Origin of the sequence: Rhizobium sp. 3T7 (assembly GCF_020166565.1) — a bacterium.
GTDB lineage: Bacteria > Pseudomonadota > Alphaproteobacteria > Rhizobiales > Rhizobiaceae > Rhizobium.
Map to the genome: position 1 here is coordinate 14,630 of NZ_JAIQXS010000015.1, position 17,867 is coordinate 32,496.

At 59.9% G+C, this 17,867-nt stretch carries 15 protein-coding genes and 1 pseudogene; 9 read left to right on the forward strand and 7 right to left on the reverse strand.

Annotation, left to right across the window (positions count from 1 at the left end):
- Window positions 1-18 precede the first annotated feature (18 nt).
- The gene (locus K9B32_RS19705; protein ID WP_224565220.1) at window positions 19-465 is read right to left on the reverse strand and encodes an SRPBCC domain-containing protein; all 447 of its coding nucleotides are present in this window, start codon (window positions 463-465) and stop codon (window positions 19-21) included.
- A 296-nt stretch (window positions 466-761) separates the two neighbouring features.
- Between K9B32_RS19705 and K9B32_RS19710 the strand changes: the two genes are divergently transcribed.
- From K9B32_RS19710 to K9B32_RS19730, 5 genes are read left to right on the forward strand one after another with little or no spacing between them, the layout of a single operon-like run.
- Window positions 762-1,589, forward strand: a complete 828-nt coding sequence (locus K9B32_RS19710; protein ID WP_224565222.1) for a metallophosphoesterase family protein — start codon at window positions 762-764, stop codon at window positions 1,587-1,589.
- Window positions 1,586-2,755: an ABC transporter ATP-binding protein gene (locus K9B32_RS19715; RefSeq protein ID WP_224565224.1), complete on the forward strand. Its 1,170-nt coding sequence runs from the start codon at window positions 1,586-1,588 to the stop codon at window positions 2,753-2,755. The genes K9B32_RS19710 and K9B32_RS19715 overlap by 4 nt, the downstream gene beginning before the upstream one ends.
- A complete protein-coding gene (locus K9B32_RS19720; RefSeq protein WP_224565226.1) occupies window positions 2,748-3,677 on the forward strand; it encodes a carbohydrate ABC transporter permease in 930 nt (309 codons plus the stop codon). Before K9B32_RS19715 ends, K9B32_RS19720 begins: the two co-directional genes overlap by 8 nt.
- Window positions 3,674-4,510, forward strand: a complete 837-nt coding sequence (locus tag K9B32_RS19725) for a carbohydrate ABC transporter permease (protein ID WP_224565228.1) — start codon at window positions 3,674-3,676, stop codon at window positions 4,508-4,510. Before K9B32_RS19720 ends, K9B32_RS19725 begins: the two co-directional genes overlap by 4 nt.
- 24 nt (window positions 4,511-4,534) lie before the next feature.
- On the forward strand, window positions 4,535-5,800 hold the full coding sequence (locus tag K9B32_RS19730; RefSeq protein ID WP_224565230.1) for an ABC transporter substrate-binding protein: 1,266 nt from the start codon (window positions 4,535-4,537) through the stop codon (window positions 5,798-5,800).
- 55 nt (window positions 5,801-5,855) lie between these two features.
- On the opposite strand, the gene K9B32_RS19735 is transcribed toward K9B32_RS19730, so the two are convergent.
- On the reverse strand, window positions 5,856-6,833 hold the full coding sequence (locus K9B32_RS19735) for a substrate-binding domain-containing protein (protein WP_224565232.1): 978 nt from the start codon (window positions 6,831-6,833) through the stop codon (window positions 5,856-5,858).
- Window positions 6,834-7,084: 251 nt separating this feature from the next.
- Between K9B32_RS19735 and K9B32_RS19740 the strand changes: the two genes are divergently transcribed.
- Window positions 7,085-8,215 carry a calcium:proton antiporter gene (locus K9B32_RS19740; protein ID WP_224565234.1) on the forward strand — a complete coding sequence of 377 codons (1,131 nt, stop codon included), beginning with the start codon at window positions 7,085-7,087 and terminating at the stop codon, window positions 8,213-8,215.
- Between the two features lie 157 nt (window positions 8,216-8,372).
- Here the strand turns inward: K9B32_RS19740 and K9B32_RS19745 are convergent, their stop codons facing one another.
- From K9B32_RS19745 to K9B32_RS19760, 4 genes are all read right to left on the reverse strand, one after another.
- On the reverse strand, window positions 8,373-8,732 hold the full coding sequence (locus tag K9B32_RS19745; protein WP_224565236.1) for an SPW repeat protein: 360 nt from the start codon (window positions 8,730-8,732) through the stop codon (window positions 8,373-8,375).
- Window positions 8,733-9,032: 300 nt separating this feature from the next.
- A complete protein-coding gene (locus K9B32_RS19750) occupies window positions 9,033-10,826 on the reverse strand; it encodes an alpha/beta fold hydrolase (protein WP_224565238.1) in 1,794 nt (597 codons plus the stop codon).
- A gap of 147 nt (window positions 10,827-10,973) precedes the next feature.
- A complete protein-coding gene (locus K9B32_RS19755) occupies window positions 10,974-12,392 on the reverse strand; it encodes a lipopolysaccharide biosynthesis protein (protein WP_224565240.1) in 1,419 nt (472 codons plus the stop codon).
- Complete coding sequence (locus tag K9B32_RS19760; protein WP_224565241.1) at window positions 12,389-13,471, reverse strand: endo-1,4-beta-xylanase; 1,083 nt, start codon at window positions 13,469-13,471, stop codon at window positions 12,389-12,391. The genes K9B32_RS19755 and K9B32_RS19760 overlap by 4 nt, the downstream gene beginning before the upstream one ends.
- 202 nt (window positions 13,472-13,673) lie before the next feature.
- Between K9B32_RS19760 and K9B32_RS19765 the strand changes: the two genes are divergently transcribed.
- The 3 genes from K9B32_RS19765 to K9B32_RS19775 all read left to right on the forward strand — a co-directional run bounded on the left by K9B32_RS19765 (window position 13,674) and on the right by K9B32_RS19775 (window position 17,372).
- Window positions 13,674-15,158 (forward strand): GumC family protein, encoded by a 1,485-nt coding sequence (locus K9B32_RS19765; RefSeq protein ID WP_224565243.1) that lies wholly within the window; start codon window positions 13,674-13,676, stop codon window positions 15,156-15,158.
- Window positions 15,151-16,506, forward strand: a complete 1,356-nt coding sequence (locus tag K9B32_RS19770; protein WP_224565245.1) for an O-antigen ligase family protein — start codon at window positions 15,151-15,153, stop codon at window positions 16,504-16,506. The genes K9B32_RS19765 and K9B32_RS19770 overlap by 8 nt, the downstream gene beginning before the upstream one ends.
- 338 nt (window positions 16,507-16,844) lie before the next feature.
- Window positions 16,845-17,372 (forward strand): maturase, encoded by a 528-nt coding sequence (locus K9B32_RS19775; protein ID WP_224565247.1) that lies wholly within the window; start codon window positions 16,845-16,847, stop codon window positions 17,370-17,372.
- 221 nt (window positions 17,373-17,593) lie between these two features.
- Here the strand turns inward: K9B32_RS19775 and K9B32_RS19780 are convergent.
- Window positions 17,594-17,737, reverse strand: a pseudogene (locus tag K9B32_RS19780) (ATP-dependent DNA ligase); the annotation flags it as partial.
- Between the last annotated feature and the right edge of the window lie 130 nt (window positions 17,738-17,867).

The window sequence follows — 17,867 nt, forward strand, 5'->3', positions numbered from 1 at the left end:
GGAGCCGGAGAATGGCCACTAGGTCCGACCAGCCCAGCGATCCGGACCCGGATCGCGCCCGGCCGCGCATTCCGCCAGTCTGCCGATATAATGCTCCCAGCCTTCCGCATGCCCGGCACATTGCTCGGCGTTCGGCAGTCCGGTGTGGGTCAACCGCAACAGGGTTCCGTCCGGTTTCTCGATCAGGTCTATCTCCACTAGGCTCGACCCGGGCGGTACAATCTCGCTCCCGTCCCAGCCAAAGCTGTAGGCGAGCCGGTGAACAGGCACGACCTCCCGAAATGAGCCGCGCGCGAAGCGAGCGCCGGTCACGTTGACGAGATAAAGACCACCTGGCTGCGGCTCGACTTGTGCCTCAGTTCCCATCCAGCGCAGGATCTTTTCGGGATCGGTGAGCAAGGCAAAAACGGCGGAAGGCGGCGCCGAAATGTGGGTCTCGCGGCGGACGACAAGGGGCTCCGGCATCAACGTCTCCTGTGGCTGTTGCGACCTGGTCCGTCGACGGCCAATCGGCAGTTTTCGCGAACTCTCACAGAAGGGAGATAGGCGGAGGGGCTCTGCCAGCAAGTGCATCGGGTCAGTGGGGAACGCCCCGGTCAGGTTAACCCGGGACCGAACACAGCTTCGCATGACAGTTGTGCGACGAAAATGGAACGGCAGTGGAAAGCGCTGTTACCGCGCTGACACGGGCCACCATTAAAGAGGCTGCACCAAGCGTGCCCAACAATCCGGCACGCTTCCAAACCGGAGAGCGGCCCCTCATGAAAATCATCCAGATCACCGACACCCATTTCAGCCCCGAGAAGCCGCATTTCAATGGCAACTGGGCACCGCTCCTAAATTGGATCGAGGCAACCGGCGCTGACCTCATCGTCCACACCGGCGATCTCACGGTCGACGGCGCGGACAAGGAAAGCGACATCACCTTCTGTATGGATCTGATGCGTCAGACGTCGATCCCGATGCTTATCGTGCCGGGCAATCATGATGTCGGCCACATGCCGGGCTCGGATCAGCCAGTGAATGGCGAGCGCCTGCAGCGCTGGCGCACACTTGCCGGCGACGACCGCTGGATTGAGGACACGAATGACTGGCGCCTCGTCGGCCTCAACTCGCTGCTTCTCGGCCACGAGGACGATGAAGAGGAAGCTCAGTTCGAATGGCTGCAGAACGCTTTCGAAAAGCGCAATGGTCGCCGGTTGGCACTGTTTGCCCATAAGCCACTCTTCGTTGACGAACCCCATGAAGGCGACACCGGCTACTGGTCCGTCCGCCCGAGCCAGCGCAGACGGCTCTACGATCTCATCGCCGCCCACGACGTGCCGCTCTTTGCCAGCGGTCACCTCCACTGGGCCTGGCAGGGAGGCTTCGAAGGCACCTCGCTTGTCTGGGGTCCGTCGGCTGCCTTCGTGATCGACAAAATGGAGCGTGTGATGCCGGGCGAGCGTCGCGTCGGCGCTGTCATCCATACGCTCGGCGACAACGTCATGAGTGAGATCGTCGCCGTGCCGGGCATGACCGCGCATGTGCTCGATGAAGTGGTGCACGAGGTCTATCCAAAGGCCGTCAAGAAGGAGGCCGCCGAGTGAGCGCCCTGTCCCTTCGCGGCATTCATAAATCCTTTGGCGAAAACCCGATCCTGAAGGGCGTCAGCCTGGACGCGGAGCCGGGCGAGTTCATCGCGCTTGTCGGCCCGTCCGGCTGCGGCAAGAGCACGCTGCTGCGCATCCTGGCCGGCCTCGAGACCGCCGATGGCGGCGAGATTGTGATCGCAAACCAGGATGTCACCCGCCTCAAGGCGGCCGAGCGCAACATTGCGATGGTTTTCCAATCCTACGCGCTTTATCCGCATCTGACGGCCGCCCAGAATATCGCCGTGCCGCTCGTCATGCGCAGGCTGACGCGCGCCCAGCGCTTGCCTCTCATTGGGCCGTTGATGCCCGGCCAGCGCAAGGCGATCGCCGACATCAAGTGCCACGTGCGCAGCATGGCGGCTTCGCTGAAGATAGAGCACCTGCTCGACCGCAAGCCAGGCCAGATGTCCGGCGGCCAGCGCCAGCGCGTCGCGCTTGGTCGTGCCATGGTGCGACAACCGGCGATCTTCCTGATGGACGAGCCGCTTTCGAACCTTGACGCGAACCTGCGCGTGCATGCCCGTGGCGAGATCGTCGAACTGCACCGGCGCGCTGGCGTGCCGACCCTTTACGTCACCCACGATCAGGCCGAGGCGCTTTCGATGGCGGATCGGGTCGCCGTGATGATCGGTGGCGCACTCCTCCAGCTGTCGCCGCCCCAGCTCATCTATGACGATCCGCAGCATATCGAGGTCGCAAAGTTTATCGGGCAGCCTCGGATCAATCTTCTTCCCTCGCAGATTAAGGAGGGTTCGACAGTGGTTCTCGGTGACGTACGCTACGTGCTTTCCAACCGCACGCTTCCGGCCGGCAGGGCTGTAACGCTTGGCATACGCCCGGAATTCGTCCGCCTCACGCGCGGCGGTGAAAGCGGCCTGCCGGCCCGGATCGAGCGTGTCGAATTCCTCGGTTCCGAGATCATCATCTATAGCCGTCTGGACGCGATCGGCGAAACCATGATCGCCAAGATCCCACCCGTCGAAGGTGCCGGTCTTGCCGCCGGCATGCCGGTCCGCCTGCACGTTGCCGGCGAGCATATCCTTGTGTTCGGCGCCGATGGAGTGCGCCTGCCGGCAGCACCTTTGACGACCAGCGTTGCGCGGGAGGCTGCGCATGGCTGACATTGCCGCCGCCTCAGGCGTCATCGGACGTGCGTTGTCCAGGACCACCGAGCGTAACGAAGCCAGGACGGCTTGGCTGCTGTCCCTGCCGGCGATCGTGCTCGTCTTCCTGTTCATCCTTCTGCCGGTTGCGGCAGTGATCTGGCTTGGCTTCACCGATTTCGAACTCGGCTATGCCGGCTTCAAGTTCGTCGGCTTTCAGAATTATGCCGAACTCTTGACCGATCGCACTTTCAAGCGCTCGCTCTGGAACACGTCGGTCTATACGGCGATCGTCACACCGATCTCGATCTTCATGGCGCTTGGCCTTGCCATGCTGATCGAGGCCGAGGGTATCGGCCGCTCCTTCTTCAGGACTGCCTATTTCCTGCCCGTCGCCTCGCTCCTCGTCGCCATGGCGACCGTCTGGCAATACCTCTTTCACCCGACCATCGGGCCGATCAACGCGATGCTATCGCAAATCGGTGTTGAGGGGCCGAATTGGCTCGGCGCCTCGAGCACCGTGCTCTACGGGCTGTCGATCATCGGCATCTGGCAATCAGTGGGCTTTAACCTGGTGCTCTTCCTGGCTGGCCTTACTGCCATCCCCCGCGAACTCTATGCTGCGGCCGAAGTCGACGGGGCCCGTTCCGGGTGGGATCGCTTCCGCCTCGTCACATGGCCAATGCTCGGACCGACGACACTCTTCGTGACGACGATCAGCATCATCAACTCCGTGAAAGTCTTCGAAACGGTCAAGACGCTGACCGAGGGCGGACCGAACAAAGCCTCTGAAGTGCTCCTTTTCACGATCTACCAGGAAGGCTTCGTCTATCTGCGGGTCGGCTATGCCTCGGCCATGACCGTCGTCTTCCTCGCCATTCTGGTCGTTTTGATGTTCCTGCAATACCGCATCCAGGACCGACAGGTGCACTACTCATGAACGCAACCACCTTCCCCGTTGCTCGCATCATCCGTTTGTCTATCCTGAGCCTTGGCGCGCTCGTTTTCCTCGCCCCGTACATCTTCATGATTTCGACGGCCGGCAAAGCACAGAGCGACATCTTCACATCATCGCTGTCCCTCGTCCCGCAGCAATGGTTCTACGTCCAGAACGTCACCAAGGCCTTGTTGCGCGTCTCGATGGGCAACCTGCTTTTCAACGGCGTCGTGGTCTGCGCATGGATCCTTGTCATCCAGGTGGCGATCGCAATCCCCTGTGCCTATGCGATGGCGAAGCTCAAATTCCGGGCGGCCCGTGCCATGATGATGCTCGTCATGCTCGGCCTCCTGGTCCCGATCCATGCGACCGCGCTGCCGCTCTATGTCGCCTTCGACAAGGTCGCAGGTCTGAACAGCTACTTCGCGCTGGTCGCGCCCTTCACGATCTCGGTCTTCGGCATTTTCCTCTTCCTGCAGTTCTTCCGTTCCATGCCGGACGACCTGATCCACGCAGCACGTCTCGACGGCATGACGGAGGTCGGCATCATCGTGCGCGTTATCGTGCCGAACGCCTGGCCGGCGATCACTGCCTTCGCGATCTTCTCTGTCGTCGCGCATTGGAACGACCTCTACTGGCCGTTGATCGTCATCTCGAACCAGGCCTATGCGACGCCGCCCCTCGGCCTTCTCTACTTCCGCGCAGCGGAGGCCGGAGACGACTACGGCGCGCTGATGGCCGCCACTCTCATCATCACCTTCCCCCTCGTCGCCGCCTTCCTGCTGGCACAGAAACGCTTCGTCGAGGGCATCACCATGACCGGTCTCAAGGGCTGACCGGTCTTAACCAGGAGCCATGCGATGAAGCATTTCACACAGATTCTAGCCGCCGCGGCGGTCGCCATGACGGTGTCGCTTCCGGCCCATGCCGAGACGACATTGACCGTGCATTATCCGATGCCGGGTTTCTTCAAGGACGTGATGGACACGATCTCGAAGAAGTTCATGGAGGAAAATCCTGACATCAAGATCCAGTTCGCAAACCCGTCCGCGACCTACGAGGAAGGCATCCAGACGATCCTGCGTCAGGCCGGCACGCCCGAGATGCCCGACCTGACCTTCATCGGTCTGAACCGCCTGCGCATGGCCAACGAGCGCGACCTCCCGGTCGACCTGGGCCCGCTGATCGCCAAGGACAAGAGCATGGCGGAACAGGGCTTCTCGGATAACATCCTGAAGCTCGCACAGGTGAACGGCAAGCAAGTCGGTCTTGCCTTCGCGACGTCGAACCCGATCATGTATTACAATGCCGACCTGGTGAAGGCTGCCGGCGGCAACCCCGACAATCCGCCGAAGAGCTGGGACGACGTCATCGAACTCGGCGCCAAGATCAAGGCGCTCGGCAACGGCGTCGATTCCATCGACTTCCGCTGGCAGGGCGACGATTGGATGTTCTCCGCGCTGCTGTTTGGTGCCGGCGGCAAGATGCTGAGCGAAGACGAAAGCAGCGTGGCGTTCAACGGCCCGGAAGGCCAGAAGGCGATGACCATTGTCGAGCGCATGGTCAAGGAAGCTGGCATGCCGGTCTTTACCAAGGCCGCTGGCGAACAGGCTTTCGTTGCCGGTAAGGTCGGTTTTGCCTTCCAGACAACCGGCGCGTTGCGCAACACGATCAAGAATGTCGGCGGCAAGTTCGACCTGCGCACCGCCGAAATCCCGCTGCTCGACCCGGTCAACGGCAAGCTGCCGACCGGCGGCAACGCGGTTGTCATCCTGACGCGTGACACCACCAAACAGGATGCAGCCTGGAAGTTTGCCAAGTTTGCCGCCGGGCCGTATGGCGCCTCGGTCGTCGTACCCGGAACCGGCTACGTGCCGAACAACGAGCTGGCCGCGACGTCTCCGGAGTATCTCGGCGACTTCTATAAGCAGAACCCGCTCTTCCAGCCCGGCCTGAAGCAGATGCCGCGCATGATCCCTTGGTACGCCTTCCCGGGTGCAAATGGCGTTCGCGTCACGCAGACGATCGTCGACAACACCTCGCGTGTCGTCGACCAGTCCGCAACCCCGCAGGAAGCGCTGGACGACGCTGCTGATGAAGTAAAGCGTCTGCTGCCACGCAGTTGATCGCCAAGCTAGTGAAGATGGCCACCGCTTCCCTGGAGGCGGTGGTTTGCTTCCTTCAGATCGCGCGAACCGTACCACCCCGCCGCAGGCAATAGGCGATATCGAAATGCCGCGTGGGTGCAGCGTTCTCGGCCATATCCAGGAGCAACGATGCCGCAGTTCTCCCCATACTGGCGTCCGGCATTTCCATCGTCGTCAGCGGTGGATCCATCATCTGGCCGATCGCAATGCCGTCGAAGCCAACCACCGACATGTCGCGCGGCACGCAAAGTCCCTCGCGCCGCAAAGCTCCGATGACCGCAAAAGCCAGAAGATCGTTGGAGGCAATGATCGCCGTGGGCGAAAACCGGGTCACCGCGCCGCTCAAATCAAGCTGGTCGTAACCACCAACAAAGGGCACCTGTACCGGATCCAACGCTTCGATACCGTCCTCGAGCATGGCCTGCTGGTAGCCCTCATGCCGCAGGCGTGCGCGATCGGAGGCGGAGAAGGTTCCAGAAACAAACAGGATTGCTTTATGGCCGAGTGCGGTCAGCATTTTTGCTGCTTCGTATCCCGCCCTGAAGTTGTCGACGGTGACGGCTGCGGGAAATATCTCGGTTGGCCGGTTGCCGAGCAGCACGGTCGGCGGCATCGACGAGGGCAGGTTCCTGGTGTTCGAAGGATCACATAAGGTCAGGATCAGGCCGGTGGGTCGATCATTCAACAATGCCTGTATCGCGTCAGCCTCCCGTGCCGGTTCATAATGTGATTGTGCAATCAGCACTCCGTGACCGGCCACCAGCATCCTGTCCTCGATGCCGGATAGGGAGGAAGAGAAGACCGGATTGGTGATGCTCGGGATGAGAACCCCAATAACAGGGCGTCTGCCGCCTTTGCCAATGGCAGGTGTTGATCGATAGCCAAGCTCGGCAGCGGCACGCCGAACGCGCCGGCTCATCGTGTCGCTCACGGAACCCTTGAGGCTAAGGGCTCGGCTTGCCGTAGCAAGCGAACAACCCGCTCTTGCCGCCACTTGCTGTAACGTCGTCATGGTCGTTTTCCCAATCGCAAAGCCGTGCTGAATGCTCGAGGCTATTTCGGCTTTTGCGATGAAGGTTTTATGTCGGTCGAAACGATCCCATAGTCGAAGGAGAGAAATTCAGCCACTGACCGCGGAAAAAAATGCTTGCACGCACGCAGTCGAAGACCACGCGCTCGACGAGGTCTTCGACTGCGCGATGGGAGTGGACGGATGGGTCGGCTTGTGGCGTATTCTTCGAAGGGATTGTGAGGAGCTGGAGGATGAACTCAGAAGTGACCTTGTCGCAACGCCCTAGGTTGGAACGCGCCCGCCGGGAATGGCTGCTTGCAGCCAGCATCGCGACGAGCCTTGTGTGCTTCCTTTTCAGCGACGTCATCTTTGGATTACTTCCCAATCCCCTATGGCTGGCGGTCATCTTCACTTGGCTTTTTTCAGTTGTGCTTGGTTCCGTGTTGTCAGTCGTACGTCACGCCGATCACCTCGCGGAGCGACTGGGAGAACCTTATGGGACGCTTATTCTGACGCTTGCAATCACGTCGATCGAGGTGATGGCCATTACGGCGGTCATGCTACATGGCGAGAACAACCCAACGCTGGTGCGCGACACTCTTTTTGCCGTCGTGATGATCATCCTCAATGGCATGGTCGGCCTGTCCCTGCTGATCGGTGGCTGGCGACGGCATGAGCAGCACCACAATCTGCAGGGCGCCAACGCCTATCTGGGCGTCATCGTGCCTCTGGCAACCCTCAGCATGATCATGCCGAATTTTACGCATCCGACAAACGGACCGCCCTATTCCGCCGTCCAGCAAACGGTTCTCGCCTTGATATCCGTTGGGCTCTACGGCGTGTTCCTGACCCTGCAGACTGGTCGCCATAGAGGATTCTTCATCGATGATACCCGTGAGGTGGCGGAAGGGCACATCAGAACCACAGAAGAACCTCTATGGCTTCCCGTTATTCTGCTGGTTGCCTACATGGCTCTCGTCGTTTTCCTGGTCGAGCAGTTGGCCGCGCCAGTCGACTACTTCATCGAGACACTTCGTGCTCCGGCAGCGCTCGGCGGCGTCATCATGGCTGTCCTTGTCGCGACACCGGAGGCGATCAGCGCCGTGCGAGCTTCGGTCGCCAATCATCTGCAGCGGTCGGTCAACATCTTCCTGGGATCGGTTCTATCCACGATCGGATTGACAGTACCTGCGATGCTGGTCATCAGCCACCTCACGGGGCATCCCGTCGTGCTCGGCCTGGAGCGCACTGACACCGTGATGCTCGTTCTGACACTGGCTCTCAGCATCATTACCTTTGCAAGCGGTCGCACGCACCTGATGCAAGGCGCAGTCCACCTCGTTCTCTTCGTCGCTTATTTCCTGCTGATATTCGAAGTTTAGGGAGCCGATCGCTGATCACGAATTGGCTCGCGGCACATCGACATTGCCGCGCCTTCGCGATCAATGCTGATCGCGCATCAAGGCTGAACCATCATTTGGGCGGTGAGTACGGTCAGTTCACAAAACCCACCGCCGCGGCGACCGGATTACGTCTGGTCTAAGCGTGGGCGTGCGGATGATGAACGTCCCAGACCGCCCACAGCGACACGGCGGCAACAAGCACACCGAGTACGACAACCGTCCACATCGCACTAGCACTGGCCGCAAAACCGAGCAGCCAGGGCGACGCGATCAGCCAGAGGCCGAGCACGAGATTTGCCCATTCCTCCCATTCGGAGAATACCGACAGTGCTGCTGTGGCCAGCGCACCAAGCATAACGGCAACGATCCAGGCGTTCCAGCTCGGCATTGCTTCAGCCGCGAACCCCATGATCCACGGCGAGACGAACAAGCAAACCGCCAGAACCACGTTAGCCCAATCCTGCCTTTTCCTTCCTTCCATCAGAGTGAGTGCCATGATGACCTCCCAATATGAAGCTACTAGGCGTCGCGTGAACTTCACGCTTAAGTATATGAATTGGTGAGCTGTAAGACTTAAATCAAGACACGATCCAATAATACTTAAGGCCCCACGTCTGCAATCACTGCCACGCAAAGTATTGTCTCGAGTTAGCAGTATCTCCCATTCCGCAATGGTTGCAATTTTTCACCAAATCACAATCACAGGGCGATTGGCCGCTGGCAAAAAAACCAGCGCAACGGTGCATATTGAGCAGCCTGACATATCAGAACACGGCCGAGCAGGAATGCAAACCGATCAGCCGCTTGCTGCGCGCTTAGCGTCGCGGGCGTCGTCAAGCGAAAGAGCTTGCCGCTTTGCCAGCTCAATCATCTTTTCGCGTGCCGGCAGCGGCGTCAAATTGTGGTCTGCGGCAGAAAACAGATGCAGTTGCACGTTCGGATAGGCGGATAATTTCTCGCCCGCGTCGCCAAAGTTGACCCGGAACATCTCTTGCCCTTCGTCACCTTCCGTATAGATGATCGAAAGCGGCGTGCCACGGCTGGCCAGCGCATGAAAATCGCGATGCACCTGCCTTGTGAGCTGTGTGAGCGGCTTGGCAGGCGCAAAGACGGGAGACAGGCTGCCAGCCATCCGGTCGACGAGACGCATGGAGATATTCTTTGTCACCGCCCCAAGGTCCACGTCGCCGGCCCACAGGCGGCGAACAGTTTCAAGATCCAGGGCATTCCTGAGATAGGCTTTCAGGGTCTTTGGCAAGCCTTTGAAACGCCAGCGGAAAGCCACCGGGTTGACGATCAAGCAGGCGTCCCAGCGCGGATCGTCAACTGTGCTTCTGAAGGCAACGTACGCGCCGCTGCAGCGTCCAATGAGAATAGTGCGCTGGCTCCTACCGAGGCCATCAATATAGTCTCGAGCGATTCCGACATCAGCAATTTGGGCCTCGTCATAGAGGACCTGCTTGCGACGCGCCACTACCGGAGGGCTATCCCCGACGCCGGCGCTATCGAAACGCAAGGACGCCACGCCAACCTTCGCGAGCGCGCGTGCAAGCTCGACAGAGGAGCGAGCCCAACCAGCGGTATGATCGTAGGCAGTCGTCACGATAACCGCGGTCACGCCGGAGGATTTGTCAGTCGGCTCGCACAAGATACCATACAGGCGATCGGCCGGACCGAAGCGAACAGAGGTTTCTCGGATCGCATCCACCCGGACCGATGCAGTCGCCTCGGGTTTCTTCGCCGGCAACGCGCTGCGGCCCCGATATTGCGGTAGCGCCTGCAGCCAGTCGATCAGTTCATCGATGAGTGCGTCCGGAATGTCCTGGTTCAGGGGGTTGGACACGAGCGCATCATATCCCGCAAATGGTATCGTGCGCAGCTGGCAGCCAGCGGCCTCCAGCCTGTCGCGAAACGTCGTGTCGCCTTCTAAGCCCGGGCGCTCGGCGATGAAAACAGGTGGCTGGTTGGCGATTTGGAGGCCGTTGAGGTCGATTGCCTTGATATCCTCTGCGACAGCACGTGGCATGCGCAATCCAGCGATTGATCCAGGTGCGCTATCACGGAGCTCCGGCTTTATGCCGAGACCATCGTCGATGAGCCTCGAAAACAACGAAAGCTCCCGCAGATAGACACGCCCTTTCAGCACCGGCGCAAGAAGGGCGATCGCTGCAAGCGATGGCTCGCAATGAGCCCGCATGAGGGCAAGACTTGCGCCAATACCCTGGCCGACGAAAATCACGTTCCGAGCACCCGAAAGCATCTTAAGCTCGTCAGCAGCCTTCCCGATCACCTCAGACCATGCCGACAATCCACGTTCGGCCGAGGTGTCGTCGAGTGAGTTCACTGTCCCTGGATAATCGAAGCGTAGGCTTGCAACGCCGATTTTGGCGAACCGTTCGGCCAGGATGCGATAGAAACGGCGCGTGCACATTTCCTCGATCCCCCAAGGGTTGAGGAGAAGCACCGCAACATCGCTCTCTTGTACGTCACTGTCGGCTGCCGTGAACAAACCAATATGCAACCCAAAGGCGGTTGGTTGCGAGGCGGAATGCTCCTTCCCTTCTTGCGAGTTCATAGCAGTCTGTTTCACCGTCAACTTCCCTTGCAAACGTTCTGATCAAGTGTCCGTCGAACGTATTCCTTACTGATATACTTGAGGCGTTAAGAATTGGCAGCAGCCATAGTGGTGTTGTCTTGGCTCTCGGTCGGTGCTTGATCACAAAAACGTGTCTCCCGATCAGGCTGGCCGCAGCCGCCGGGTTAGCGCCAGGCGAACGCCGGCCAGATTGAGCGCAAAAGCAGCCGCCGCGTAGGTGATGATACCGGTAACGATCGGCATGGTCAGGTCGAAGACAGCATTACCGGTCGGATCCCGACCCACGATGAAGGTCGGCACCGCCATTATGGCAGTTGCAAGGCTGACCTTGACGATCGGGCGAAGTTCGAGGGGCAGGCGATGGGCGCGGTAAGACAGGAAGTAGCCCGCGATCACGCCACCAATTTCGGCAATCAGCAACGCCCAGGCCGCTCCGACCAGCTGGAACCGTGGTACGAGGACAAACATGCCGATGCTGTTGATCACCAGAATGATCATACCCTGCGCGCCCATCAGGCTCGGCTTCTTCGCCAGCTGAAAGCTCACATGCACGAACTGATAGGAGATGGAGCGAAACAGCCAGGCAAAGACCAGGATCGGGATCAGGGTTGCAGCGGCGTCGCGAAACTCGGCGCCAAGGATCAGGCTTGCAAAACCTGGCGCTACCAATGCCAGACCGACGACCATCGGCATGAGCACGCTCAGCAGCACCTCAGCCGTTTCCATCAGATGCCGGTTGGTGGCCTTCTGGCCATCCTGCGTCAGCAGACGGATCGCCACTGGAATTGTCGCGGATCCGATCGCAACACCCGGAAACAGGATAATCTGCCGGACGAGATCTGCAGCCGCACCATAAACGCCCGCAGCGGTCTCCCCGATATAGGTTACGATAATCATGCGGTCGAGAACCGTGTGCAGCACGAAGATGAAGGAGGAGGCCGTCATCGGCAGACCAAAGCGCAGCATTTCCTTCAGCAATCCGGTATCGAACGGATGGCGCGGCCGGCGCCACACGTCAGGCGCATAGACCAACAGGGTCACGAGATAGGAGCAGGCGACGCTCACGAGCAGGCCCTGCCCGCCCATGCCGACCCCCATCACGAGGCCTGCGGAGAAGATGAGTGTCAGCACAGCACGCAGGATGACCGACCACATGTAGGTGCCGGTCTGCTGGCGTGAGCGGAATACCTCCTGCACGAACTCGAACAGCCCGACCATGAAGGCAACGAACACGGCAGGCACGACATAGGTCGACGAGTCTTCGGCGATCAGCCACGTCGCGAGAATAACGAGCGGGCTGAGCAGCATCAGTCCCGCATAGGCGCACAGCGCGGTGGTACGGACGTCCTTCGATCCACCTTCGGAATCGAAACGCAGCACCGAGAATTTTATCCATCCGAACAGTAGGGTCGATATGACGCCGGCAACACCGGTGCCGACGACATAGACGCCGTATTCGTGCGGGCTCAGCATGCGGGTGAATAGCACGACCGAGACGAAGCCGAACAAGGCCGATACGGCGTTGGCGATCATGTATGTCGAGATCTGGCGAAACATCATTCGGCAGCACGCGTGAATTCGTCGATCACCTTCATCAGTGCCTTTGGTCGGCACTCGGCATCGAGCGGCAGCGGACGGTTGGGCTTGCCGTCGTCGCGCTTGAACCACATTGGCACCCAGGTATAGCGATCAGTGATGCCCCAGGTCAGAATTGCACCCGGCCGCGCCACGTCAGAGATCGCTTTGAGGAAATCACGCGCTCGCGCCGCGACGATCTGGTCCCGGTCATATTCTTGGGCGGGCAGCTTGTTGTCGATCACGTCGAGTTCGGTCACCAGCACCTCGAGCTGCATTCCCTTCACTTCCTCGACGAATTTCGACAGGCCCTCCTTGTCGATTTCGATGTCGCCGGGAAGATGTCCCTGAATGCCAACAGCGTGGAGCGGCACGTTGCGATCCTTCAGATCGCGCAGGAGGTCGAGCAAAGCCTGGCGCCGGTCGCGGCATTGCTGTGTCGGATTCTCAATATTGTAGTCATTGATGACGAGCTGAGCGGAGGGGTCGACGTCAGCGGCAGTGCGCAGGGCAAGCTCGATGTAGCGCTTGCCGAGCAGCTTTTGCCAGATCGAGTCACGGATCGTCGCACCGCTCTTTGGACGTTCGGCGATTGCCTCGTTGACGACATCCCAGCTCGGAATCCGCCCCCGGTAGCGTCCGACGACGGTGGTGATATGATGGACGAGTTCGCGCTCAGCTTCCGCTGTGCTCCCGATGGTCTGTGTCCATTCCGGCATGGCGCCGTACCAGGCAAGCGTATGACCACGCATCTGCATACCGTTCTGATCGGCGAAGTCGATCAGACGGTCAGGCTGATCGAAGACGAACTGGTCCTTACTCGGACGCAAGTCGAACCATTTCAATCCACCCTCGCCAACCACAAGCTGGCAATGGTCGACGATTGCCGCCTTGTAGTCGAATTCTGTGTCAAGGAGATCGGTGCGCACCGCCGCGCCGTAAGGAATGCCCCCTTTTTCATAGGCTGCCTTGGCAGTTGGGTTGCTTCCGACAAAGGGGTCGAGTGCGCCGGAGGATGCCAGTCCGGCACCCAATGCGCCGAGAACAAAGTCCCGCCTGCGCATGAATGGATATCCTTAGATTGCGTATAAATGAACCAGAATTCGACCGCACACGCGGACAAGACCTTCAATCTCTCCTGTTTAGTCGAGACTTGCTTCGCGCGCACGCGACAATTGAAATCGCTATTAATGGATACTTAAGGAAAATCAGGTCTCTTAACCATAAGTCTGCGCTTTCGCGCCGTGTCAATCAGAACCCGCCGCCATGTATGAAGCTGCCTCCCGACATCAGACTCCGGTCATCAGTACGCGTGGCTGGACGAGGAGCCGGGAGCAGCAGGATGATGTTGCCACGCAGCCGCGGCCGGTACTCAACATTGCCGAGCCGCCTCTTCCAAAAAACAGCTCTTCTGTCTTCGAGGAGCTCTTCCAGTTCGACCTGACGCGCATCTTCGATTGGTTACGCTCGGGCCTTGTCTGGATCGTTGCCCTTACCATCCTCGGCATGGTCGCCGGCTATGCCGTGGTGTTTGTGGTCAAGCCGCGCTTTACCGCCGGAATCGACCTTCTCGTCGATCCGTCAAACCTGCGGGTGGTTGCTGACGACATCTTCTCCGAAAGCATGCAAAGAGATACGCAGCTGCTTGATGTCGAGAGCAAATTGCGGGTCCTGACGTCGGGTAACGTGCTAAGCCGCGTGATCGACGACCTGAAGCTCACCGCAGATTCCGAGTTCGTTTCGCCGACCTCGAAGGATCCTGCCGGTGACGCGCTTCGCACACTTGCAAAGCGCGTCACCGCCCGCCGAGACGAGCGCTCGTTCATCGTCAACGTCGCCGTGTGGACGCAGAGCCCGGCCAAATCCGTCACCATCGCCAATGCCATCGCGACCGGCTTCCAGGAAGAACTCGCCAAGGCGGAATCGGAAGGAGCCGGGCGGGCGGCGAGCTCGCTGTTTGCGCGCCTTGGGGATCTGAAGGCAGAGGTTGCCAAGGCCGAGGCCGCCGTTGAGGCATTCAAGCGCGAACAGGGGCTGCAGTCGAGTTCGGGGGAGCTCGTTAGCACGCTCATGTCAAACCAGACGAACACGCAGTTGATCGACGCCAAGGCGCGCGTCATACAGGCGCAGTCACGTTATAACGAGCTCGTTTCGACCAATCCGAAGAACCGCCTGAATGCTTCCGCGCTGCAATCGGAAACGATGACCATGCTGCGCACGCAATATTCGTCGCTGCGACAACGCGTGACGTCTCAATCCGCCGTCCTCGGCCCGCGGCATCCAATGATCCTGTCGCTGCAGCCCCAACTCAAAGCGCTGGAAGGCCAGATCGACGCCGAGACGGCACGCATCGTGCAAGCGGCCAAAGCCGAGTTCGATCAAGCAAGGTCGGCGCTTGATGCCTTGAACTCTGAAGCCAACCAGATGAAATCCTCGGTCTTCCAGGATACCACCGCGCAAATCCACCTTCGCGAACTGGAACGCGAGGCACGCGCCAAGGCGACGGTGTACGAAGCCTTCATGGCAAGGGCGGGAGAAGCCGCCGAACGCCAGCAGATCGACACGACCAATGTGCGGATCGTTTCGCCGGCAGTCGTCCCGGCGGCCCGCAGCTTCCCCCCACGTGGCTATATGCTCGCCGGTGCCGGCGCCGTTGTCGGCCTCGGGCTCGGCCTTGCGATCGCAGTCCTGTCCGGGCTTTGGCGCGACTATCGTCGGCTGAGCGCCGCACAGGGCAAAGCGAATGGCTGACATAGCCAAGACTGCCAAAGTAGAAAAAAGCGCTACCTTGGCAGGCTGTCTCTTCCTGGCTGTCTTCAGCTACTTCTGGGTCGGATTGAACGCGTTTCCAGATCCGAACGCTGCCAGCCTTTCCACGCCCTATGGCGGTACATCAAACGTCCTCAATCAGTTGATCGTCATCGCCATGTCGGCCTTAGTGCTTGTGACGGTGCTGCAGAACCCGGCGCGTCACTTGCTGCTCCGCCCCTACGGCCTGCTGATCTGCCTGCTCGTTTGGCTGCTCTTCACCGGCCTCTTTGCCGGTGATCCGAGCGCCGCCTTTCGGCGCATCGTTTTTGCGGTTCTCGTCTGCCTGTGCGCGAATGCGGTGCTGCTCATTCCCAGAGATGGTGAACAGTTTGCAAAGCTCACGTGCCTCGGCCTGACTTTCACACTCGGCCTTTCCTATTTTGGCGTCATCGCGATGCCGCACCTTGCCATCCATCAAGCTACAGATGCGCTGGAGCAGTCGCTTGCAGGCGACTGGCGCGGTCATTTTGGTCACAAGAACGTTGCCGCTGCCGCAATGGTCTATGCCGTCTTCTTCGGTTTTTACATCGCAAGCGCGGGACACGCCCGCCTCGGTCTCATGATTGCGTTGTCCGCCGGCTTCTTTGTTCTTCATGCAGGCGGGAAGACCTCGGCTGCGATGCTTCCGGCAATCCTGCTGCTTGCCTGGATTTTTGAGCGCTGGATCCGGCTCGCAATACTGATGCTGATCGGCGGCCTCGCGGGTTTGAACGCGATATTGCTGACTGCGGCAATTTCCCCGAGTTTCAGCAGCCTGCTTGCCTCAGCCGGGATCGATCCGACCTTCACCGACCGCAGCTCCATCTGGCGCCTTGCACTCTCGGCGATCGCCGAGCGACCGATCATCGGCTATGGCTTCCAGTCGTTCTGGCAGACCGATGCCTTGTTCAATAGCGGCCAGGCCATGACCACATGGGCAGTGACCGCCGCCAATTCCCATAACGGCTATGTCGAGCAGCTGATCAATGGCGGCATCCCGGCGCTGGCAATGGTCGTCGTCTGGCTGGTGATCCTGCCCATCGGCTATGCCCGCCGAGCACTCGCCGGCAGCAACGACATTGCATTGACGCGTCTGTTTCTGCGGATCTGGCTCTTCTCGCTGTTTCTCGCCTGCCTCGAAAGTCCGTTTTTCGGCAACAGTGGACCGATCTGGTTCACGATGCTGATCGCCGTCTTTGGCCTGAGATTGCAAGCCAATGCCGGCCTCGTGGTTAGCGCGCCGGCCTCCCTGGGGTCGGTTCCGGTAAGGGGCGAAATGACAGTGCGCCGGGAGACCGGCAAGGAGTAGATGGTGCAAGTCCGTCACGATGAAGGAGTAGCAACCCACATCGGCCCCGAGCCGTGCGCAGACGCTCGTGAGGGCGTCGGCGAAGCGTCGGTAGGGGAGCATGCAGGCCAGCCATTGAGCCGCGAAATCGCCTCATCTCGGATGCCGACGCCGTTGTCATGGCGGAAGGCCACATGGGAAGGTGCGCTATTGCGAGCGCCCGACCAATCCGGCGCGGTCGTAGACCCTGGCATGCATGGAAGCTCTTTGCGCGGGAACCGGGAGATCTCCGGGTCGGCCGCGACCTTTTCTATTGAGGGCGTGGTCCGCAGCGGGAAGGTGAGGAGTCGTAGCCGCTGATGAACGACACGGAGAAGTCTGACTCTGGTGTAGTAGCTGAGAAACCGATGAACAAAGCTGGGCAACCGGTGGCGGAGTCGGTGGAGCCAAGGCCGGGGACCAAGGGAAACGCGAAACAGCAACACACGCACCGGACACAGAGCCGGACTCGCATGACCCAGTCGCTGGACCGCGTACGAAAAGCCGCAAGGCTGAGGAAGAAGGAACAGTTCACCGCGCTCTTCCACCACATCAACGTCGATTCACTCCGGACAGCGTGCTACGCGCTCAAGCGTAAGGCCGCCCCCGGAGTGGACGGGGCAACGTGGCAGGACTACGAGGCAGACCTTGAGCCTCGGCTGGAGGACCTGCACAGACGGGTCCACAGGGGAGCGTACCACCCGCAACCGTCCCGACGGACGTACATACCGAAGGCGGACGGAAGACAGCGGCCGTCGGCGATCGCCGCTCTGGAAGACAAAATCGTCCGTGTTTCCACGGCGGGGGTGAGGTCCAGAGGCCTCCGAACCGGAAGCCAGCCTCCATAGCCGGCAACACGTTAATTATAGCGCGAGCCTCAGTCGGAAAACAGAGCGAAATTAGCGGTGATTTTTGCGGGGAACAAAAATTGGTGTTCGGCGTTCTGAAGGCGTTGTTGAGTGTTAGCCCCTCAATGACGATCACCTGGCCCCGCGGTCGCGGGGCATTTTTTGGAACTAGAACCATACGCGATGCGTTCGGGGTTTAAAGCCCCTTAAGGCGCGTTTTCCTAGACCTCATACACGGCCGCATTATCCTGCACCTCTCGCAGGCCCTTAAATGACGCGTGACGCAGCTTCCCATCGTGCGTCGAGGTGCGATACTTGATCTCGGCTATCAACGTTGGCTGCACCCACACGAGGTTCTTGCGCCGCCTTCGTACTGGATGCGAGCATAAGGCATTCAGCGCCATCTATCGCAATCTGCTAAAGGATGTGCAGCTTTCAAGAGAACGCTTTGCGCTCTATTCGCATTGGCACAAGTCTCTCTGCGAACAACAAATT